The organism is Mycobacterium sp. IS-1264 (genome assembly GCF_001954195.1).
Lineage (GTDB): Bacteria > Actinomycetota > Actinomycetes > Mycobacteriales > Mycobacteriaceae > Mycobacterium.
This window is the reverse complement of record NZ_MBES01000012.1, coordinates 1-21,326: the sequence shown is the minus strand read 5'-3', so window position 1 is coordinate 21,326 and position 21,326 is coordinate 1. Positions and strand designations below refer to the sequence as shown.

Genomic DNA, 21,326 nt, shown 5'->3' with positions numbered 1-21,326 from the left:
TGATGCGTTAACTACAGGTTATCGTGATCACCTTGCTGGGGATGGTTCGGGCGGGTATAAGCCTCCTCACAACAACGATTCAGAAACCGGCCGTCACGAATCGTCGCCGTCCGTGTCCGTCGACGCCGCTTCGTCGATTTCGTCCTCGCCGGCGGGTTCGGCCACGTTCTCCGGTTCGTTCTCGGATTCGTTCTCGGGTTCCTGCTCGGATTGGGGTATACCCGGTTCTCCCAGCTCTGCACGGACGGCCTCGAGCGCCGCGGCGATCGTCGGCATCTCCCGATCGCGCACCGCCGCGGCCCGCGCCGCGGCGATCGCGTGCTCGCGCAGTTCGCTGTCGATGGCGCTGACCTGCTCGGACACCCGCGCGTTCTCCGCCTCCTCGCGGGCGAGGAGCGCCGTGCTCAGCACCGACTCGGCGACCAGCACCCGGGTGGCGACAAACTCCTCGACCGCCGAACGCAGCGACGACGTCGCGTCGCCGGCCCAGCGGTCGAGCAAGGCGCGGTCGTGCAGCAGGCCGCGGAGATTGACCACCAGGAAGGTGACGGCCAGGCCGATCGCCACGCATGCCGCGGCCCCGGCGATTTGGGCCAGGGGGTTCAGGCCGTGGGCCAAACCGGCGACCAGCCGGCTCAGCGTCAGCGCGACGCCCAGCCCGAACCCGGCACCCAGCAGCATCATCAGCCAGGTTTCCTGCCGCCGCGATTTCAGGTGCGGGGGTCCCACGTCGACCGCCGGCAGCTTGTCGACGGCCGGCAATGCGACCGGCACCCCCATCTCCGTCGCGATGCCCGCCAGGTGTGTGGTGGTGTGCTCGCTCACCTCGGTGACTATCTCGTCCAGCCGCTCGCGGGTGTGCGCCTCGAACTCGGGAATCTTGCGCCGGGACAGACCGCCGACGTCCTCCTGCAGTTCACCGCGCAGCGCCGAGCAGCGGTTGCGCGCGAAGTAGGACAACTCGACCCGCGCCTGCTGGATCTGGCCGCGCAGCGTGATCGTCCGCTCGGATTTCGACTGGCGCCGCTGGCGCAGGGCCGTGCCGCGCTCTTCGCGCAACGCCTCGACCCGGACCCGCCGACCGGCGCCCTCGGCGTCGCGTTCGACGCGCTGTCGCAGTGTCTGAAGCCGAGATTCCCACGCCCGCAGCCTATTTCGCCGCGCGATGTCGGAATCGGCGAGCTGCGCCGACACGGTGTCCACCAGCTCGTCGACGGCCGGCTCACCGAGGTCGGGGGCCGCGGCCGCGCCCACCCACGGCACCTGGCCATAGCGCGGTGCGTGCGCGGCTAACGTCTCCCGATCGATCTTCAGCGTGTCGCGCCAGTTGAGGTGCACGTCGATCTTGGACACCACGCCGATCACCGCGTCGGTGTGTTCGGCGGCGCCGTCCAGCAGCACACAGTCGGATTCGGTCAACGGCGCGGCCGCCGACACCACGAACACCACCGCGGCCGGCGCATCGCCGGGTCCCAGATCCGTCGACTCGACGAACTTGTGCTGCGGCAGCCGTTCCCGCAGCGCCGCGACCACCCCGGTCACCCCGGACATCCACGGGCCGGTAACCAGTACGACGTCGAGCCGATTGACGGCGGGCGCGTCCAGCCGCGGGCCGATCCCCGCCACCAGCGCGTCCACCCGGGCGGCCGGGTCGTCGCGATCCTCGCCGCTCACCATGCCTGCCCGGCGGCATCGGGAAGTGATCCGCAGGTCTGCGACCACACCCGCAGCGATCCCCTGGCGATGTCCGCCCCGCAGGCGCGGTGCAGGTCGCTCACCGGTCCGCGACTGTAGCGCTGCCAGAGGGCGGCCCGCGGCAGGTGCGCGGCGGGATCGGCGTCGGCGGACACGGTGCCGACCCGCAGCCCGGCCGCCTCGGCCAGGTCGACCGCGGCGGCCATCTGGGCGATCACCGTGTCGTCGCGGCGAAGGAATCGGCCGATCCGCTCGCCGATTTCGCTGTGGGAGACGGTCAGGGCTTCCAACTCCGCGACGGCGTCGAGGACCCGCCGGTAGCGCGCCTCGGCGCCCAGGGCCGACAGCTTGGTCAGGACCGCGTCCAGGCGGCTGGTGCGGCGCAGCAGGGCGCGCAGCTGCGCCGGCGTCCTGCCCTGGCGGACCGCCGCGATCCCCAGCGCGGTGCCGAACAGATCCAGCGTGTGCAGCAGGTGCCGCCGAGCGGCGACGGGCACCGGGTTGTCGGCCGCCAGGAATCCGTCGAAGGACCCGTCGAGTGACGCAGCGCCGCCGGGCTGCGCGGCCAACTCCCGCAGCGCGGCCCACACCGTGGCGTCCAGGTCGTCGAGCGCGGCGACGGCGAGCAGGCCGATCATCGGCTCGACCGGGACGCCGGCGAGCGCAGCGAGTTTCGCGCAGCGTCCGCGCGCGGCCGCGATCGGGTTGTCGCCGCGGCCCGACAGCGAGCCGGCCAGATCGGCTTTGTTCAGCACCGCCAGCACCGGGCGCTCGGCCGCGCCGATCGCGTCGGCGTCCTCCGGCTTGATCACCTCGGCAATGACGTAGACAACGACGTCGACGTCGCGGTCGCCGGCGCGGTCCGGCGGGGCCACCGCGATCCTCGACGCGCGGCCGGCGCGGTCCAGGGCGCGCGCGACCGTGCCGCACCCCACGCCCCGACGCCCGCGGACCGCCACGCGCAGTGGCGCGGCGGCTCGTTCGGCGATCGCCATCACGCGCGGGTCAGCGTGCTCGGCGGCGAATCGCGTCAGCTCGTCGACGAAAATCTGGTGCCCCTGTCCCTCTGCCGGTCGATCGCGTTGGCCGATCCGCCGGCCAGCCCATTTTGCCCGGTGGCGGATCGAGTCCCACCGAATGGTGGCACCTGCGCCACCGAGATGCGAGCCACCTTGGTGTTACCAGCCGAAGGCAACTGTTGGGTATCAATCTGGACCAGGGGCGGCTACATCGGGCGTTCATGGGCCACCATGGACAAATGCATGCGCAACCCCGGGTGGGGACACGTCCCGACACACCGGTGGAGGCGAGGACCGGACTAGAGGTTGGCCAGCACGTGACCCCAGCACCGGAGCCGCACGATTCGGACAACCCGCAGCACGGCTACCTTCCGGCGTCGAGTTTTCGTTCCCGGCGCTCCGCCCTGTCCGACGCCCAGCGCCAGACCTGGGAACGCCTGTGGCCGCAGCTGGGCATGTCGGAGATACCCCGGCGGACCGAACCGCTGGACACCAGCGCGTGGTTTGGCCGCGATGCGCCGGTAGTGCTCGAAATCGGCTGTGGCAGCGGCACATCCACGCTGGCGATGGCCAAGAACGAGCCCGGCGTCGACGTGATCGCGGTGGAGGTCTACCGGCGGGGGCTGGCGCAGCTGCTGTCCGCGATCGACCGCGACCGGGTCGGCAACATCCGGTTGATCCGGGGCAACGCGGTCGACGTCCTGCACTATCTCATTGCGCCCGCGTCGCTGAGCGGGGTCCGCGTCTTCTTTCCCGACCCCTGGCCCAAGGCACGCCACCACAAACGCCGGTTCCTGCAACCGAGCACGATTGGCCTGATCGCTGACCGGTTACTCCCTGGTGGTGTCCTGCACGCCGCGACGGACCACCCCGGGTATGCCGAGCAGATCGCCCAGGCCGGCGACGCCGAAGCCCGGCTGTGCCGTGTCGAGCCCGGCAGCCGACTGCCGGTGTCGATCGTCCGGCCCACCACCAAATACGAGACGAAAGCTCGAGAAGCGGGCAGCGCTGTGACCGAGTTGATCTGGCTTCGACGATAGAGGCGATGAGCATGAGCCTGACCGAACAGACCGCAGCAGTACCCGAACCGCTCGAATCACCTGCGGTCCTGTCGGGTGGTCTGGGCAGTTTCGAAGCGCCGGCGAGGCGCGTACTGCTGGTGTGGGACGCCCCCAACCTCGACATGGGCCTCGGGTCCATCCTGGGCCGGCGCCCGACCGCCCTCGAGCGTCCACGCTTCGACGCGCTCGGTCGCTGGCTGCTGGCCCGCACCGCGGAGGTCAGCGCCGGCCGCCCGGGCGTCGTGGTCGAACCGGAGGCCACCGTCTTCACCAACATCGCCCCGGGCAGCGCCGACGTCGTTCGACCGTGGGTCGACGCGCTGCGTAACGTGGGCTTCGCGGTCTTTGCCAAGCCGAAGATCGACGAGGACAGCGATGTCGACCGCGACATGCTCGCGCACATCGAACAGCGGCGCCAAGAAGGCCTTGCGGCGCTGGTGGTGGCTTCGGCCGACGGCCAGGCGTTCCGTCAACCGCTGGAAGAAATCGCGCGCAGCGGGGTTGGCGTCCAGGTGATCGGATTTCGTGAACACGCGAGTTGGGCGTTAGCGTCGGATACCTTGGACTTCGTCGACCTGGAAGACATTGCGGGTGTTTTCCGGGAGCCATTGCCGCGAATCGGCCTAGATTCGCTGCCTGACCATGGAGCGTGGCTGCAGCCCTTCCGGCCGCTGTCCGCCCTATTGACCACGCGTGTGTGAGACTGGGAACCCAATGCGCGGGTCCGTAGAGATCCAGTAAGGAGCTTACGTGTTCGCCTGGTGGGGTCGAACCGTGTACCGCTACCGGTACATCGTCATCGGAGTCACGGTGGCTCTTTGCCTTCTCGGCGGCCTGTTCGGGATGAGCCTGGGCAAGCATGTCACACAGAGCGGCTTCTACGACGAGGGCAGCCAATCGGTGAAGGCGTCGGTACTCGGCGACAAGACCTACGGCCGCGACCGCACCAGCCACGTGGTGGCCACCTTCACCGCCCCCAACGGAGGATCGGTCGACGACCCGGCGTGGCGGGACAGAATCGTCGGCGAGCTCAACAAGTTCAAGAACGACCATCCCGATCAGGTCGTCGGTTGGGCCGGCTGGCTCGCGGCGCCCGACAGCCCGAGCTCCCTGATCAAGGGGATGGCCACCGAGGATAGGAAGCACACGTTCGTCTCCATCCCGCTGAAGGGCGACGACGACGACAGCATCCTCAACAACTACAAGGCCATCGCGCCCGACCTGCAGAAGCTCGACGGCGGCACGGTTCAGCTCGCCGGCCTGGAGCCGATAGCCAACGCCCTGACCGGCACCATCGCCACCGACCAAGAGGCTCTGGAATACATCGGGCTACCGATAGTGACGGTGGTGCTGTTCCTGGTGTTCGGCGGCGCGGTCGCCGCCGGCCTGCCGGTCATGGTGGGCGGTCTCAGCATTGCAGGCTCGCTGGGCATCCTGCGGTTCGTCGCCATCTTCGGCCCGGTGCACTTCTTCGCCCAACCGGTGATCTCGCTGATCGGTTTCGGTATCGCCATCGACTACGGGCTTTTCGTGGTGAGCCGATTCCGCGAGGAGATCGCCGAGGGCTACGACACCGACGCCGCCGTGCGCCGCACGGTCATGACGGCCGGTCGCACCGTGACGTTCTCCGCGGCGCTGATCATCGCGTCGAGCGCCAGCCTGCTGGTGTTGCCGCAGGGCTTCGTGCATTCGCTGGTCTACGCGATCTTCGCCGCGGTCGGGCTTGCGGCGCTGCTCTCGATCACGTTGCTGCCGGCCTGCCTGGGGATCCTCGGCCGCCACGTCGACGCGCTGGGCGTGCGGACGGCGTTCCGGGTCCCGTTCCTGCGCAATTGGAAGTATTCGCGCGCCTACCTCAACTGGCTCGCCGACCGGCTGCAGAAGACCAAGACCCGCGAGGAGGTCGAGGCCGGGTTCTGGGGCAAGCTCGTCAACTTCGTGATGAAGCGGCCGCTGGCGTTCGCCATCCCGATCGCCGTCGGCATGATCCTGCTGGTCATCCCGCTCGGCAACCTGTCGTTCGGCGGCATGAGCGAGAAGTACCTGCCGCCCAACAATTCCGTCCGTCTGGCGCAGGAGCACTTCGACAAGCTCTTTCCCGGATACCGGACCGAACAACTGACGATGGTGATCAAGAGCGATAACGGCAGCAAGGTCACCGATCAGCAGGTTGCCGACATCCGCAACCGGATCTCTTCGATTACCGGGTTTACCGACAAAACCTGGCAGGAGCGGCCGTGTCCCACGATCGCCGGCAACCCCTGTGTCAGCGGGCCGAACGGGGCTGCGCAGCCCAAGGACGGGTCGGTGCGGGTGATCCAGAACGGCCTGTCCAATCGCAATGACGCCGCCAAGAAGATCAGCGAGCTGCGGGCGATATCGCCGCCGAAGGGCCTGACTCTTCTGGTCGGCGGCACGCCGGCGCTGGAGCAGGACAGCATCCACAGCCTGTTCAGCAAGGCGCCGCTGATGCTCGTCCTATTGCTCGGCGCCACAACGCTGTTGATGTTCCTGGCGTTCGGGTCGGTGGTGTTGCCAATCAAGGCGGTGGTGATGAGCGCGCTGACGCTCGGGTCCACGCTGGGCATCCTGACCTGGATCTTCGTCGACGGGCACTTCTCGACGTTGCTGAACTTCACGCCGACGCCGTTGATGGTGGTGCTGATCGCGCTGGTCGTCGCAGTCGGGTTCGGCCTGGCCACCGACTACGAGGTGTTCCTGGTGTCCCGAATGGTCGAGGCGCGGGAACGCGGCATGTCGACCGCGGAGGCGATCCGGATCGGTACCGCGACCACGGGGCGTCTGATCACGGCCGCCGCGCTGGTGCTCGCCGTGGTCGCCGGGTCGTTCATGTTCTCCGACCTGGTGATGATGAAGTACCTGGCGTTCGGCTTGGCGGCAGCGCTGCTGCTGGACGCGACGGTGGTCCGGATGTTCCTGGTGCCGTCGGTGATGAAGCTGCTCGGCGACGACTGCTGGTGGGCTCCGCGCTGGGCCCGGCAGCTGCAGAACCGCATCGGGCTGGGCGAGATCGACCTGCCCGACGAGCGCAAGCGGCCCACCGTCGAAGGGCGTTCTGGGCGGCCCCCGGTCGCCGCGGCCAGCCTGGTTGCCGCCCCCGCGCGGCAACCGCACGACCCCACCCATCCCGCCCCGCCCCCGGAGCCGTCGCGGCCCCGCCCGGCGGAGCTGCCCTCCGGTGCGAACACCACACGCATTCCCAGCGCGCAGGCGACGGAGGCCAAGACGTCACGCCTCTCGGTGCCCGGCGCCCCGCGCCCGGCCGACCGGCGCGGACCCGCCCAGCCCGCCCCGCCCGCACGTCCCCCGTCGCCGTCGGCCGGTCAGACGCAGGCGATGCGGGTCCCGCCGAACAACGAACCGGCCGGCGGGTCTCCGGTCAGGCGGCCGGAGGCCGACGACTCGGATCCGGCCACCGAGAAGCTCAACGCCCGCGGAGAGGGCGACCCCGGCGACAACGGCGACAACTCGCGGCCGCGCCGCCGCGGCGGCGGTGGTCTGTCCGCGCAGGATCTGCTGCGCCGCGAAGGCCGTTTGTAGAACCTCGACCCTCAGGCCGACTGTTCGTCTGCGCTGTCCGGTTCGGCCTGGACGATGCCCCCGTCGTCGCCCTCCTCGGTCTGCTTCTCGGCCTCGGCGGATGGATCCGGCGCGAGCAGTACCTGTATCGCGTTGTTGAGGAACGCGACCGTCGGAACCGCGAGCAGAGCGCCGACGATCCCCGCGAGCACACCGCCGGTCGAAATGGCCAGCACCACCGCCAGCGGATGAATCGACACCGCGCGGCCCATCACCAGCGGCTGCAGCAAATGGGCTTCGAGTTGGTTGACCGCGATCAGCAAACCCAGGGTGATCAGCGCGTAGACGATGCCCTTGGCCAGCAGCGCGACCACCACGGCCAGCAGACCCGAGACCAACGCACCGATCAGCGGGATGAACGCGCCCAGGAAGACGATCGACGCCAGCGGCAGTGCCAGCGGGATGCCCATGATCGCCAACCCGGTGCCAACACCGGCCGCGTCCGTCAGCGCCACCAGGAAGGTGGCCCGCACGTAGCCGATCAACGACCCATATCCGGCGCGGCCGGCGGCCATTACCCGCTCGCGGACGTCGGTCGGGAAGATCTTGACCACGTACTGCCAGATGTTGCGGCCGCCGTAGAGGAAGAAAATCAGCGTGAACAGCACCAACACCGCCGCGGTGACCAGCTCGGTGACCGTGGCGGCGGTGGACAGGGCGCCGCTGGTCAGCTTGGACTGGTTGTTGTGCAGCGCCTGGATCGCGGCGTTTCCCGCGTTGTCGATCTGCTCGCCGCGCAGATGCGCGGGCCCTTCGATCAGCCACCTGCGGGTGGAGTCGATGCTGTGCTCCACCTGCTTGGTCAAGTCGGGCAACCCGTAGATGAACTGGATGATGACGAACGACAGGATGCCGCCCAGGATCGCGAAGCCGCCCAGCAGGACCAGCGCCACCGCGCCACCGCGCGGCAGGCCCCGCCGATCCAGCCAGTCGACCGCCGGCACCAGCAACGCGCTGATCATCAACGCCAGCAACACCGGGACGACGATGATTTCGAGCCTTTTCACGACCCACAGCAGGGCGACCACCGCGGCCAGGATGACGAGCAAGCGCCAAGACCAGGCCGCGGCCCTGCGGACAAGCGGTTCGACCGCGGCGTCGTCGGGGTTTGCCGGCATTTGGCCAGCCTATCCGCCGGGGGCCGCCGCCAAACGCCTCCGCACGTGTCCGCGGGTCGGGCCACGGACCACCCGGGCGGCACGATCCGGTTACGACGACGACACGGTCGGAGCTTCGCCCCAATTCCGGCGCCACCTGCACGGTTACCCTGATGCACGTGTCGCCGGACGCACCCGCCCACAAACTCAACCCTCGGCTGGGGGTACCACCCGCCCGCGGGGGAGACACGCCGCGCGGGAAGTACTGGTGGCTGCGCTGGGTGGTGCTGTCGGCCGTCGCGGTCGTGCTGGCCGTCGAGATCGCCCTGGGATGGGACCAGCTGGCCAAAGCCTGGGCGAGCGTCTACGAGGCCAACTGGTGGTGGCTGCTGGCCGCGGTGGCAGCGGCCGCCGCGTCGATGCACAGCTTCGCCCAGATCCAGCGGACGCTGCTGAAATCCGCTGGCGTGCACGTCAAACAATTGCGGTCGGAGGCCGCGTTCTACGCCGCCAACTCGCTGAGCACCACGCTGCCCGGCGGGCCGGTGCTGTCGGCCACCTTCCTGTTCCGTCAGCAGCGGCTCTGGGGCGCTTCGACGGTGGTAGCGTCCTGGCAGCTGGTGATGTCGGGCGTGCTGCAGGCCGTGGGGCTGGCGCTGCTCGGCCTTGGCGGCGCGTTCCTGCTGGGCGCGAAGAACAACCCGTTCTCGCTGCTGTTCACGCTCGGCGGCTTCGTCGCGTTGCTGCTGCTCGCCCAGGCGGTGGCGTCGCGGCCGGAACTGATCGACGGCATCGGCAGCCGGGTCTTGTCGTGGGTCAACTCGATTCGGGGGCGGCCGGCCGACTCCGGTCTGGAGAAGTGGCGCGCGACGCTCATGCAGCTCGAATCGGTGAGCCTGGGTCGGCGCGACTTGGGGGTGGCGTTCGGCTGGTCATTGTTCAACTGGATCGCCGACGTCGCCTGCCTCGGCTTCGCCGCGTACGCGGCCGGCGACCACGCATCGGTGGCTGGCCTGACCGTCGCCTACGCGGCGGCCCGGGCGGTCGGCACCATCCCGCTGATGCCGGGCGGGCTGCTGGTCGTCGAGGCGGTGCTGGTCCCGGGCCTGGTCTCCAGCGGCATGTCGCTGCCCAGTGCCATCTCGGCGATGCTGATCTACCGGTTGATCAGCTGGTTGCTCATCGCCGCGGTCGGCTGGGTGGTGTTCTTCTTCATGTTCCGCACCGAGAACGTCGCCGATTCGGACGACGACGAACCGATCACCGGTCCGCTGCCCGTCGTGCGGCACCAGGGCGATCTCGCCGCCGACCCGACGGAGACGGCCCTGCAGGGACCGCTGCCGCCGCCCGATCGAGATCCGGAAAGCGGCCCTTAGCCGACGTTGTTCGCCCGCGGCGGGACGCCCACCGGCCCGCTCGGGGTGCCCACCGTGACGCCCGGCAGCAGGGCGCCGCCCGGCGCCGGCGGGACCGGTCCGGTCGCGGCGGGTGACCCGCCCGTCGCACCCTGGGCCTGCTGCATCAGGCCCAGCGCCTGCGGGAGCGTGATCGGCAGCTTGCACTGCGTCGAGACGTTGGTCAGCGGCTGCGCGATGGACGTCATATCAAGAGCGACCTTGGGGTTGGCCTGGAGGTAGGACTTCATCGAGTCCAGCGACTGCGGGCCGGCCTGCTGCTGCAGCATCGTCGTCATCGCCTGGTTCGTCTCGGGATGCGCGTCCAGGTAGTCGCCCATCGACTTGGAGACCGAACCGATCGTCCGCGCGACTTCACTGGCCGCGCACGGGTCGTTGGCACCGGTGGCCGGCGGCCCCGCCAGAACCGCGGCCGCGGCGCACGGCGCGGCGGTGGCGAGCACCACGGCGACGATCCTGCGGCGTCCGGTCGCGGTCGCTGTCCTCATGGATAACTCCTTTGCGTTTGCGAGATCTCGCGATTTCTGACGCGTCGCAAACCGCTGCGATTGAGAGGCCGATTTCGCCGCGAAGTTCCCCGACCCCCGCGCGGCATGCGACATCCTGCCATCCCCGGTACCGGGGCTGCCAGTGGATGTGACCGATATCCCGGTTGATCACCGATTCACAACGGCTTCGCAGCGTCTTGGCAACTTCGATGTCTGCGCAGCTCAGGAACCACATAAGCGGCAATACTCCACAGCCTCCTGCGGTATTCTCGCCCTCACGCATTACGCGAGAAGACCGGGGAGACCGAAATCCAGCAGTTCATGATGCGCCTAAGCCGCAGCCTGCGCAGGCACCGCTGGTTGGTCTTCACAGGCTGGTTGCTGGCGTTGGTGCCGGCGGTCTATCTGGCGCTGACGCAGTCGGGAAATCTCACCGGCGGCGGTTTCGAGGTGGCCGGCTCCCAGTCGCTGGCGGTCCACGATCAGCTCGAGGAGCAGTATCACGAGCAGGGCGCGTCGTCCCTGGCCCTGGTCGCCGCCCCCCGCCCGGACGCCAGCTACCAAGACATCAACGACGCGGTGGCGCAACTGCGGCAGATCGCCGGTGAGTTCCCCGGCGTGACGGAGGTGCCCAACCCCACCCAGCGGCCACCGCAACCCGACCGGCCTTATGTGCTGTCGCTGCGGCTGGATTCCCGCAATTCCGGCACCAGCGACATCGCCAAGCAGCTACGCCAAAAGGTGGGCATCAACGGCGACCAGTCCGGCCAGACCGCGAACGGCCGGGTCCGGCTTTACGTCATCGGGCAGGGCGCGCTGTCCGCCGCGGCGGCGGCAAACACCAAACACGACATCGCCAAGGCCGAACAGTGGAACCTGCCGATCATTCTGATCGTCTTGCTCGCGGTGTTCGGTTCGCTTGCGGCAGCGGCGATTCCGCTAGCCCTGGGCGTCTGCACGGTCGTCGTCACAATGGGCCTGGTCTACCTGTTGTCGGCCTACACCACGATGTCGGTGTTCGTGACGTCGACGGTGTCCATGTTCGGCATCGCGCTTGCCGTCGACTACTCGCTGTTCATTTTGATGCGCTTCCGCGAGGAGCTGCGTACCGGCCGACAGCCGCGCGAAGCCGTCGACGCCGCGATGGCCACCTCCGGGCTGGCGGTCGTGCTGTCCGGGATGACGGTGATCGCCTCACTCACCGGCATCTACCTGATCAACACCCCGGCGCTGAAGTCGATGGCCAGCGGGGCGATCATGGCCGTCGCGGTGGCGATGCTGACGTCGGCGACCCTGACGCCGGCGGTGCTGGCGACCTTCGGCCGGTCGGCCGCCAAGCGCTCGGCCCTGCTGCACTGGTCGCGGCGGCCGGAGAGCACGCAATCGCGGTTCTGGAACCGCTGGGTCGGCTGGGTCATGCGCCGGCCGTGGATCTCGGCGCTGGCGGCCTCGACCGTCCTGCTGGTCATGGCGGCGCCGGCGACATCGATGGTGCTGGGCAACAGCCTGCTGCGCCAATTCGACTACTCGCACGAGATTCGCGCCGGGGTCGGCGCGGCGTCCGAAGCGCTCGGACCCGGCGCCCTGGGCCCGGTTCAGGTGCTGGTCACATTTCCCGACGGCAGCGCCTCCGCGCCCGAGCACGGCCAGGCGATCGCGGCGATCCGGCAACGAATGGCCCAGGCGCCCAAGGTCATATCGGTGGCGCCACCGCAATTCGCCGACGACAACAACAGCGCGTTGCTGTCCGCGGTGTTGTCGGTCGATCCCGAGGACATGAGCGCGCGGCACACCGTCGACTGGATGCGCGCGCAGCTGCCCAAGGAGCAGGGGGCGGCGCGGGTGGACGTCGGTGGTCCGACCGCGCTGATCAAAGATTTCGATGACCGCGTCTCGGCGACCGAGCCCCTGGTGCTGCTCTTCGTCGCGCTCATCGCGTTCGTGATGCTGCTCGTCTCGATCCACTCGGTGTTCTTGGCGCTCAAAGGCGTGCTGATGACGCTGCTGTCCGTCGCCGCCGCCTACGGCAGCCTGGTGATGGTGTTCCAGTGGGGCTGGCTGTCCGATCTCGGGTTCAGCCACATCAGCTCGATCGACAGCACCGTCCCCCCGCTGGTGCTGGCGATGACCTTCGGGTTGTCGATGGACTACGAGATCTTCCTGCTCACCCGCATCCGGGAACGCTTCCTGCGCACCGGCAATACCCGCGACGCGGTGGCATACGGCGTGAGCACCAGCGCGCGCACGATCACGAGCGCCGCCCTGATCATGATCGCGGTGTTCATCGGCTTCGCGTTCGCCGGCATGCCGCTGGTGGCCGAGATCGGTGTGGCGTGCGCCGTCGCGATCGCGGTGGACGCCACCATCGTCCGGCTGGTCCTGGTGCCCGCGCTGATGGCGATGTTCGCCCAGTGGAACTGGTGGCTGCCCCGCTGGCTGTCCCGCGTCCTGCCGTCGGTGGACTTCGACAGGCCGCTGCCCGAGGTCGACCTGAGTGACATCGTGGTCATCCCCGACGACATCTCGGCGTTGACCGCGCCCAGTGCGGACCTGCGGATGGTCCTCAAGTCGTCGGCAAAACTGAAGCACTTGGCGCCCGACGCGATCTGCGTGGCCGATCCGCTGGCCTTCACCGGGTGCGGGCGCAACGGCAAGGCGACGGAACCCGGTCCCGAACAGGACAGGCGCGGCCGGGGTCCCGGACAGATCCCCCACCAGGTCGACATCTGCGACGAGGCCGAGGGGATGGCCCGGGCCAATTCGAAGAACGGCACCAACGGCAATACCAATGGTCCCCTGGGCACCAAGAAGCTGGTCGGCGGCCTGGCGTCACGCAACGGCATCGCCCGGGCGATCGCCGGGGGCGACCGGCCGGTCCATCCGGTCACCCTGTGGCGGGGACGGCTTTCGGTCGCCATCGACGCGCTGGAGACCGACCTCGACGCCGACGCGGGCGAGGAACCGAGGTACGCGCGACGCAGCCCGGTGGAGACCACCAACGTGCAACTGCCCACCGGGGACCGGTTGCTGGTCCCCACCGGCGCGGAGGCGCTGCGCCTCAAGGGCTACCTGATCATGTGCCGTAACAGCAGCCGCGACTACGCCGAATTTGCTGACATGGTGGACACATTGGAACCCGAAACCGCCGCGCTGGTCCTGGCCGGAATCGACAGGTATTACTGTTGTCAACCACCGAGGCAGCAATGGATTGCCACCCAGTTGGTCCGTCGGCTCGCAGATCCGCATCCGTCCGATTTCGATGAGCAGTGGTCTGAACCAGACGCCAAGGCGGACTGGGAAGAGGTCAGGCAGCGCTGTCTGTCGGTGGCCGTCGCGATGCTGGAGGAGGCGAGGTGACGTTGGCAGCCGACCGACGCCCCACGCCGCCATCTGAGCGGCCGGCCCCTGAACAGCGCAAGCCCGGGGGTGATTCCGAGCAGCCGGTGGAGTTCTGGCCGACCTCGGCCATCCGCTCGGCGCTGCAGGGCGGGGACATCGACACCTGGAAGCGCATCGCCGGCGCGCTCAAGCGCGACCCGTATGGGCGCACGGCCCGGCAGGTCGAGGAAGTCCTCGAGGGCACCCGCCCGTATGGCATCTCCAAGGCGCTGTGGGAGGTGCTCGAGCGCGCCCGCGCCCACCTCGAGGCCAATGAACGCACCGAGGTGGCCCGCCACGTGCGTCTGCTGATCGACCGGTCGGGGCTGGCGGAACAGGAATTCGCTTCCCGCATCGGGGTGGAGCCCGAGGATCTGGCCGCCTATCTCGACGGCAGCGTGTCCCCGTCGGCCTCGCTGATGATCCGGATCCGTCGTTTGTCGGACCGTTTCGTCAAGGTGAAATCGCCCCGATCCGCCGAAGCCAACTGATCAGCGGGCGTTGACCGGCACCACGTCGGACACCAGCCAATTGCCGTCGCGCTTGATCAGCGCCACCCGCAGTGCGGGCGCCGCTCGGCTGGGCGGCTGGCCGGGCGTGTTCTGGGTGACCCGGAGGATCACCGCCACACTGGCCGCCGTCGGGCCGATGGCCTCGACTCCGGCCGCCAGCGTCGAGGCCTGTGCGGTGACGTTGTGCTGGGCCAGATCGGCGCTGGTCTTTTTGTATTGCTCCTTGAATGCCCCGGCCTGCTCGGGCACCATCATCGCTGCGGCCCGGTCGATGGAACTCGTCGGGGCGCTCGGGGTGAACGACGCCATCGCCTCCGCCATCCCCGTGGCGACCTGCACCACCTGCCGCGAGTCCTTCTTGAACTCGCGATCCGATGTGGTCCAGTGCGTGTATCCGGTCAGCACGGCCGCCGTCAGCGCGGCCGCGCACAACAACACGACGGCCAGCCGCAGCCCGGGGGCGTCGTCGTCGGTGCCGACGCTCACCGAATCGCGGCGCAGCAGCCAGAAGTTGACGCCGACGCCCTCGGCGATCAGCACCAACAGCACCGAGCAGGCCGACACCCACCACAGCGGCCAGCCCAGGATGACCCCGATCATCAGCAGCGCGCCAATCGCGACCAGCGGGGCCACGATGTCGAAAGCCAAGAGCCGCCAAAGATTTCTCACCGGATCGACTCCAGCCCGGAGATCAGCAGCTTGCCGTCCACGTCGGAGACCTCGAGCCGCAAATTCCAGTGCACCGTCTGGGGTTTGGCGCCGACGTTCTCGCTGACCGATGTGGCGGCCAGCATCACCGAGTCGGCGCGGCTGGCGAACGGCGGCAACTTGGTGGGGACCACCGGCTTGGGGGCACCGGGCTGGGGATCCAGGTCGTGGCGCACCGTTTCGATCGCAACGGCTTCGATCCGGCCGCTGCTTTGCGACTGCAGCTTTTCCACCACCTGCCGGTAGGGCTGCATCGCCGCGTCGAAGTCAGTGTTGAGTTCACCGACCGTGCCGTCGTGCAGCTTCTGCAGGCTGGTGTCGATGTTCTTCGTGTTCATGTTGATCAGCACGCCGGTCCAGTCCGCGGCCGTCTGCATGACGCGGCTCAGGTAGCTGCGTTCGCCCACCTCGTCACGGTGTGCGTTCCAGATGAGCGCGCCGAGCACCACCGCGGCCACCGACAGCAGGCCGATCACGGTCGACGCGATGCCGTACGGAGAAAACATCCCGTCCGCCGCGGCTTCCTCGACGGGATCGTCGTCGTCGGGTGCTTCGGTCTCCTCGGCGTCGGACATGGGCCGATCGTTGCACCCGAAAAGAGATGGAAGGATGGCGGGGTGACAGTAGAGGCCATCCGCTCGGGCATCGACCTGAGCTACGTCGACGAGAATGCCCGCCCCCAGGACGATCTGTTCGGCCACGTCAACGGCCGCTGGCTGGCCGAACACGACATACCCGCCGACCGCGCGACCGACGGCGCTTTCCGTCTGCTCTTCGACCAGGCCGAGGAGCAGGTGCGCGATCTGATCGTCGAAGCGAGCCGAAGCGGCGCACCGGTGGGCACTGATGCACAACGCATCGGCGACCTCTACGCCAGCTTCCTCGACGAGGCAGCCGTCGAACGGCGGGGAACCGAGCCACTACTCGACGAGCTGGCCACCATCGACGACGCCGCCGACGCCGCGGCGTTGGCGGCCACCCTCGGCGCCCTGCAACGCACCGGGGTCGGTGGCGGCGTCGGGCTGTATGTGGATACCGATGCGAAGGACTCGACGCGATACCTGGTGCACGTCAACCAATCCGGCCTCGGATTGCCCGACGAGTCCTACTACCGCGACCAGCAGCACGCCGCGGTGCTGGCCGCCTACCCGGGGCACATCGCGCGGATGTTCGGGCTGGTTTACGGCGGTGACGCGGCCGACCACGCCGAGACCGCGGCCCGGATCGTGGCGCTGGAGACCAAACTTGCCGCCGCGCACTGGGATGTCGTCAAGCGTCGCGACGCCGACCTCACCTACAACCTGCGCACCTTCGCCGAGCTGCGGACCGAAGGCCCCGGCTTCGACTGGGCCGGCTGGGTGACCGCGCTGGGCGGCGCGCCGGAGGCGTTCGCGGAACTTGTTGTGCGCCAACCCGATTACCTCACCGCATTCGCCGCGCTCTGGCACGGCGAAGATCTCGACGACTGGAAGCGCTGGGCGCGGTGGCGGTTGATCCGCGCCCGCGCGGCCTGGCTGACCGACGCCATCGTCGCCGCGGACTTCGACTTCTACGGCCGCCTGCTGACCGGTGCCGAACAGATCCGGGACCGCTGGAAGCGGGCGGTGTCGCTGGTCGAGGGCGTGATGGGCGATGCGGTCGGAAAGCTTTACGTGCAACGGCATTTCCCACCGGACGCGAAGGCGCGCATCGACGAGCTGGTGAAAAACCTGCAAGAGGCCTACCGCATCAGCATCAGCGAGCTGGACTGGATGACGCCGCAGACCCGGCAACGCGCGCTGGCCAAGCTGGACAAGTTCACCGCCAAGGTCGGCTACCCGACGAAGTGGCGCGACTACTCCAAGCTGGTGATCGACCGCGACGACCTCTACGGCAACTACCAGCGCGGCTACGCCGTCAACCATGACCGTGAACTGGCGAAGCTGGGCGGGCCGGTGGACCGCGACGAATGGTTCATGACGCCGCAGACCGTCAACGCCTACTACAACCCGGGTATGAACGAAATCGTATTTCCCGCAGCGATTTTGCAGCCGCCATTCTTCGACGCCCGGGCCGACGATGCCGCCAACTACGGCGGGATCGGCGCGGTGATCGGGCACGAGATCGGCCACGGTTTCGACGACCAGGGCGCCAAATACGACGGCGACGGCAATCTCCTCGACTGGTGGACCGACGACGACCGCGCCGAGTTCGGCGCCCGCACCAAGGCGCTGATCGAGCAATACGAGGCGTACACGCCGAGGGGTCTCGACGGCGCCCACCACGTGAATGGCGCGTTCACCGTCGGGGAGAACATCGGCGACCTTGGTGGGCTGTCGATCGCGCTGCTGGCGTACCAGTTGTCGCTGAATGGCCGGCCCGCGCCGGTCATCGACGGCCTGACCGGCGTGCAGCGGGTGTTCTACGGCTGGGCGCAGGTGTGGCGGACCAAATCCCGTGAGGCCGAAGCGATTCGGCGCCTAGCGGTGGACCCGCACTCCCCGCCGGAGTTCCGGTGCAACGGCGTCATCCGCAACGTGGACGCGTTCTACGACGCCTTCGATGTGGCCGAGGACGACGCGTTGTTCCTGGAACCGCAGCGCCGGGTCAGGATCTGGAACTGACCCCCGCCAGCGCCTCGATCCTGGCGGGCACGTGCTTGTGCCACGGCGTGCCGGCGTAGCCGTCGCGCCACCGCGTGGAGGTCAGCATGTTGGGCGCGACGCCGGGAACGACCGTGTGCCCGTCGTCGTCGATGTAGTCGAGTCCGAAACCATTGGGCAGAGCCGCATGCCCGGGCAGCATGGTCTCGGCGATTTCGATGGTCGCCTCCGCGTTTCCGGCGGCCGTACTGACCCGGGCCCGGCCGCCGTCGACCAGCCCCAGGGCCTGGGCGTCCTCCACGCTGACCCGCAGCGCCCCGTCGGCGTCGCGTTTGCGCCAGGACGGGTCGCGGAAGATGTCGTTGGCGGTGTAGGCGCGCCGCTCGCCCACCGAGAGCACGATGGGAAACTCCGGCGTGGTCAGCCGCGGCGGTGCCGCGGCCAATGCCGCCAAATCGGCCAGCAATTCGGGGATTTCCAGGGCGATCTTGTGATCGGCGTGGCCGATCAGCTCGAAGTCGTCCTCGTAGTTATGGGCGGTGAACGTGACGCCCGACGGGCTGTCCATGATGGCGTCGAACAGCGCGTTGCCGTCGGCATGGCCGGCGCGCCGCACCGCGTCGGGATAGGTCATCGCGGTCTTCTGGGCCAGCCCCCACAAGGCGGCCGCACCGGCCAGGCCCTCCGGCAGTGTCGGTCCGAGCGTTTCGTAGAGCACATACGGGAGTAACTTCGCGACGGTCGGGTTGGTGGCCATCGCGCCGAGGAACGCCTCGGTGTAGGCGTCGCGGCCGCGCTGCGCGGCCTCGCGCAGGGGGCGCAGGTCCGCCTCGTCGACGACGCCGAGCGCCCGCACCAGCCGCGCCCAGATCTCGGGTTCGGGCAGGGTGCCCGGCAACGGCTCGAGCAACGGCCGGCGCAACTGAAAGCCGTTGTGCGGGAACTCGAAATTGAAGAATGTGGCCTCGGGCTTTTCGAACTGAGAGGCCGCGGGAAGCACGTAGTGGGCCAGCCTGGCGGTCTCGGTCATCGCGACGTCGACGACCACCATCAGCTCCAGGCTCTGGAACGCCTCGCGGCACGCGGCCGAGTCGGCCAGCGAGTGGGCGGGGTTTCCGCTTTCGACGATCATCGCCCGGAACCGGTCCGGGTGGTCGGTCAAAATCTCTTCGGGCACCGCATTCGCCGGGATCAGTCCGGCGATGATGGGTGCGCCGGTGACGGGAGTGCGGCCGGAGACCGTGCTGAACAGGGGTGCGAACGACGAATGCAGGTGCTGGCCACCCTTTTTCGCGAAATTGCCGGTGAGAATCCACAGCATCTTGTTCAGATACGAGCACAGCGTGCTGTTGGGCCCCTGCTGGATGCCGAGGTCCTCGAACACCGCGACGCTGTCCGCGGCCGCGATGCGGCGCGCGGCCGCCCGGAGCAGCTCTTCGTCCACCCCGCAGCGCTGCGCGTAGTCGGCGACCGGTACTTCGCGCAGCGCGTCCCGCACGGCGTCTACCCCATGAACGTGCTCAGCGAGAAACGCTTCGTCGCAAAGGTTTTCCTGGACCAGGATGCCGGCCAGGGCCGCCAGACACCACGCGTCGGTGCCGGGCCGCACCCGCAGGTGGAAGTCGGACATCTTCGCGGTGTCGGTGAGCACGGGATCGATCACGATCATCGACCGGTTCGGGTCCTTGGCGATCTCGTTGAGCACGACCCGGGCCCGGGGAAAGCTCTGCGACATCCAGGGGTTCTTGCCGACGAACACCGACACCTCGGCGTGCTCGAACTCGCCTCGCGTGTGACCGCCGTACAGCTGCGCGTCTACCCATGCTTCACCGGTCTTCTCCTGCGCCAACGCATTTGACCGATAGCGTGACCCCAGCGCCTTCAGGAACGCCCCGCTGTAGGCCCCGCCCAGGTGGTTGCCCTGCCCGCCGCCGCCGTAATAGAAGATCTTGTCGCCGCCATAAGTGTCGCGGATGTGCTTGAAACGCTCGGCGATCTCGACAATCGCGGTGTCCCAGTCGATCTCCTCGAAGGTTCCGTCGGCGCGGCGGCGCATCGGAGAGGTCAGGCGAGCGCGGTTGTTCTGGTAATGATCCAGCCGCAGCGCCTTGTTGCAGGTGTAGCCCTGCGACCCGGGATGCTCCTTGTCGCCGCGGATGCGCGCCAGTTTGCGGTCCTCGACCTGCACAACGATGCCGCAGTTGCATTCGCACAGAATGCATGCGGTGGGCTGCCAATCGGTGGTCGTCATTGCGAATTCCTTTCGGAGAGCTCGACTTCGAGCAGCCGGTGTAACTGGCGGTGCACGGCATCAAGGGGTGTCAGGTCGCGCCGCACCCGGGCCAGCACGATCGCGCCCTCGAGCGCGGCCGTCGCGGTCATCGCCAGGTCGCGGGCGCGGTCCGGCGCGATGCCGTCGCTGATGAAGCGCGCCGCGATCAGGTCGTTCCAGCGGTCGAACACCGCGGCCGCGCGCTCGACCACCGGCGCCATGCGGTCGCGGTCCTGCTCGTCACCGGCTTCGACCGAGACGGCGACGATCGGGCAACCGGCGCGGAAATCGGTGTCGAGCAGCTGGCGTCGATACGTGTCGATCAGCGTGTCCAACAATTCGCTGCTGCTGTCCGGCTGGCTGATGAGGGCTTCGACATGCTCGCCGGCGAGATCGACCGCCTCGCAGAGCAGTTGGGTCCGCCCGCCCGGGAAGTAGTGATAGGCCGAGCCGCGGGGCGCCCCGCTGTGTTCGAGGACGTCGGAGATCGCGGTGGCGTGCGCGCCGCGTTCCCTGATCAACAGCGCGGCGGAGACAACCATCCGCTCGCGGGGGCTTCGCATATGTATGATGCTATACATAACCGCCGGGCAAACGGAAGCCCCGCGAGCTGGGGGCACTCCCCCAGAGGGGGACCGCTCAACCCGCGAGCAGCTAAGCCGTTAGTTCATCCAGTCGGCGGAGCCGTCGTTCTTTTTGTAGTCGCCGCCGCTCGAGTTCTTCACGATGATCGGGTCACCGGCGCCGAAGTTGTCGAAGAACCACCTCGCGTTGGCCGGGCTGATGTTGATGCAGCCGTGGCTGACATCGCGCTTGCCCTGGTCGTCCACCGACCACGGGGCGCTGTGCACGAAGTCGCCGACGTTGTCGAATCGGACGGCGAGTTCGACGGTCACCTTGTAGCCGTACGTCGAGTTGACGGGGACCCCGTAGGTCGAGGAATCCATCACCACCGAGGGCATCTTCTCCTGCACGTAGTACGTGCCGTTGGGAGTTTGGTGGTTGCCGGACGTCATGCCCATCGACATCGGGATGGTCTTCTCCACGGTGCCGTTGCGGGTCACGGTCAGCTGGTGCGTGGCGTCGTCGGCCGTGGCGATCAGCGTGTCGCCGGTGTGGAAGCTCGACACCGTGCCGCCCGCGTCGACGGTCACCGCGGTGTGTGCGGGCCAGAAGCTCAGCGGGCGCCACCGTAGCTGCGTTGGCGTCATCCAGTAGAACTTGCCGGGGACCGGTGGGACGGACGACACGTGGACGGCGTTGATGGCCGCGCCGGCGTCGTCGACCCGGCCCGGGAAGTTGATGATGATCGGCTGACCGACCCCCACCGTCGAGCCACCGGCGGGCAGGATCTTCGGGGGCCCGAACGGCGCGGTGCCGGTGAAGGGCGTCGGGTCCTGCCCGGCGGCCGCGGCCGCCGGTTGTGCGACAGGCGGCGGAGCCAGGGGGTTGGGCGGCCGCTGATCATAAACTTCCCGGGCCGGGTCGACGACGCCGGC

General features: G+C 68.5%; 16 protein-coding genes. 7 read left to right on the top strand and 9 right to left on the bottom strand.

The genetic code is table 11. The features are described from left to right. Positions 1-93 precede the first annotated feature (93 nt). Positions 94-1,674 carry a hypothetical protein gene (locus tag A5744_RS02860; RefSeq protein WP_076058365.1) on the bottom strand — a complete coding sequence of 527 codons (1,581 nt, stop codon included), beginning with the start codon at positions 1,672-1,674 and terminating at the stop codon, positions 94-96. Continuing rightward, complete coding sequence (locus tag A5744_RS02855) at positions 1,671-2,786, bottom strand: hypothetical protein (RefSeq protein WP_076058182.1); 1,116 nt, start codon at positions 2,784-2,786, stop codon at positions 1,671-1,673. The genes A5744_RS02860 and A5744_RS02855 overlap by 4 nt, the downstream gene beginning before the upstream one ends. Positions 2,787-2,935: 149 nt before the next feature. Here A5744_RS02855 and trmB point away from each other — a divergent pair, with 149 nt between their 5' ends. The 3 genes from trmB to A5744_RS02840 are packed head-to-tail and all read left to right on the top strand — an operon-like array spanning position 2,936 to position 7,336. Further along, on the top strand, positions 2,936-3,754 hold the full coding sequence (trmB, locus tag A5744_RS02850; RefSeq protein ID WP_076058180.1) for a tRNA (guanosine(46)-N7)-methyltransferase TrmB: 819 nt from the start codon (positions 2,936-2,938) through the stop codon (positions 3,752-3,754). Between the two features lie 11 nt (positions 3,755-3,765). After that, a complete protein-coding gene (locus tag A5744_RS02845) occupies positions 3,766-4,476 on the top strand; it encodes an NYN domain-containing protein (protein WP_076058179.1) in 711 nt (236 codons plus the stop codon). Between the two features lie 49 nt (positions 4,477-4,525). Next, positions 4,526-7,336, top strand: coding sequence for an MMPL family transporter (locus A5744_RS02840; RefSeq protein ID WP_076058176.1), 2,811 nt, complete (start codon positions 4,526-4,528; stop codon positions 7,334-7,336). Positions 7,337-7,347: 11 nt separating this feature from the next. Here the strand turns inward: A5744_RS02840 and A5744_RS02835 are convergent, their stop codons facing one another. Beyond that, a complete protein-coding gene (locus tag A5744_RS02835; RefSeq protein ID WP_076058175.1) occupies positions 7,348-8,493 on the bottom strand; it encodes an AI-2E family transporter in 1,146 nt (381 codons plus the stop codon). A 158-nt stretch (positions 8,494-8,651) separates the two neighbouring features. Between A5744_RS02835 and A5744_RS02830 the strand changes: the two genes are divergently transcribed. Then, on the top strand, positions 8,652-9,848 hold the full coding sequence (locus A5744_RS02830; RefSeq protein WP_076058363.1) for a YbhN family protein: 1,197 nt from the start codon (positions 8,652-8,654) through the stop codon (positions 9,846-9,848). Here A5744_RS02830 and A5744_RS02825 read toward each other — a convergent pair. Further along, positions 9,845-10,375 (bottom strand): hemophore, encoded by a 531-nt coding sequence (locus tag A5744_RS02825; protein WP_076058173.1) that lies wholly within the window; start codon positions 10,373-10,375, stop codon positions 9,845-9,847. The genes A5744_RS02830 and A5744_RS02825 overlap by 4 nt on opposite strands. Before the next feature lie 321 nt (positions 10,376-10,696). Here A5744_RS02825 and A5744_RS02820 point away from each other — a divergent pair, with 321 nt between their 5' ends. Both A5744_RS02820 and A5744_RS02815 read left to right on the top strand, forming a co-directional pair. After that, complete coding sequence (locus A5744_RS02820) at positions 10,697-13,732, top strand: MMPL family transporter (RefSeq protein ID WP_076058171.1); 3,036 nt, start codon at positions 10,697-10,699, stop codon at positions 13,730-13,732. Then, positions 13,729-14,244 carry a transcriptional regulator gene (locus A5744_RS02815; RefSeq protein WP_076058170.1) on the top strand — a complete coding sequence of 172 codons (516 nt, stop codon included), beginning with the start codon at positions 13,729-13,731 and terminating at the stop codon, positions 14,242-14,244. Before A5744_RS02820 ends, A5744_RS02815 begins: the two co-directional genes overlap by 4 nt. Here A5744_RS02815 and A5744_RS02810 read toward each other — a convergent pair whose 3' ends face one another. Both A5744_RS02810 and A5744_RS02805 read right to left on the bottom strand, forming a co-directional pair. After that, positions 14,245-14,934, bottom strand: coding sequence for a hypothetical protein (locus A5744_RS02810; RefSeq protein ID WP_076058168.1), 690 nt, complete (start codon positions 14,932-14,934; stop codon positions 14,245-14,247). Beyond that, positions 14,931-15,548 carry a hypothetical protein gene (locus A5744_RS02805; RefSeq protein WP_076058166.1) on the bottom strand — a complete coding sequence of 206 codons (618 nt, stop codon included), beginning with the start codon at positions 15,546-15,548 and terminating at the stop codon, positions 14,931-14,933. Before A5744_RS02805 ends, A5744_RS02810 begins: the two co-directional genes overlap by 4 nt. A gap of 42 nt (positions 15,549-15,590) precedes the next feature. On the opposite strand from A5744_RS02805, the gene A5744_RS02800 reads away from it, so the two are divergent. Next, positions 15,591-17,576 carry a M13 family metallopeptidase gene (locus A5744_RS02800; protein WP_076058165.1) on the top strand — a complete coding sequence of 662 codons (1,986 nt, stop codon included), beginning with the start codon at positions 15,591-15,593 and terminating at the stop codon, positions 17,574-17,576. On the opposite strand, the gene A5744_RS02795 is transcribed toward A5744_RS02800, so the two are convergent. The 3 genes from A5744_RS02795 to A5744_RS02785 form a co-directional block, all read right to left on the bottom strand. Further along, entirely contained in the window at positions 17,560-19,806 is a 2,247-nt protein-coding gene (locus A5744_RS02795) for a molybdopterin-dependent oxidoreductase (RefSeq protein WP_076058163.1), read from the bottom strand. The two genes, A5744_RS02800 and A5744_RS02795, sit on opposite strands and share 17 nt — an antisense overlap. Further along, a complete protein-coding gene (locus A5744_RS02790; RefSeq protein ID WP_076058161.1) occupies positions 19,803-20,390 on the bottom strand; it encodes a TetR/AcrR family transcriptional regulator in 588 nt (195 codons plus the stop codon). The genes A5744_RS02795 and A5744_RS02790 overlap by 4 nt, the downstream gene beginning before the upstream one ends. 99 nt (positions 20,391-20,489) lie before the next feature. Beyond that, a partial coding sequence (locus tag A5744_RS02785) for a L,D-transpeptidase (protein ID WP_170874408.1) occupies positions 20,490-21,326 on the bottom strand: 837 nt, incomplete at its 5' end.

Excerpts from the sequence above, each read along its gene's own strand:
- trmB (WP_076058180.1), top strand. The coding sequence starts at position 2,936 with ATGGGCCACCATGGACAAATGCATGCGCAACCCCGGGTGGGGACACGT.
- A5744_RS02845 (WP_076058179.1), top strand. The coding sequence starts at position 3,766 with ATGAGCCTGACCGAACAGACCGCAGCAGTACCCGAACCGCTCGAATCA.
- A5744_RS02835 (WP_076058175.1), bottom strand. The coding sequence starts at position 8,493 with ATGCCGGCAAACCCCGACGACGCCGCGGTCGAACCGCTTGTCCGCAGG.
- A5744_RS02825 (WP_076058173.1), bottom strand. The coding sequence starts at position 10,375 with ATGAGGACAGCGACCGCGACCGGACGCCGCAGGATCGTCGCCGTGGTG.
- A5744_RS02820 (WP_076058171.1), top strand. The coding sequence starts at position 10,697 with ATGATGCGCCTAAGCCGCAGCCTGCGCAGGCACCGCTGGTTGGTCTTC.
- A5744_RS02805 (WP_076058166.1), bottom strand. The coding sequence starts at position 15,548 with ATGTCCGACGCCGAGGAGACCGAAGCACCCGACGACGACGATCCCGTC.
- A5744_RS02795 (WP_076058163.1), bottom strand. The coding sequence starts at position 19,806 with ATGACGACCACCGATTGGCAGCCCACCGCATGCATTCTGTGCGAATGC.
- A5744_RS02790 (WP_076058161.1), bottom strand. The coding sequence starts at position 20,390 with ATGCGAAGCCCCCGCGAGCGGATGGTTGTCTCCGCCGCGCTGTTGATC.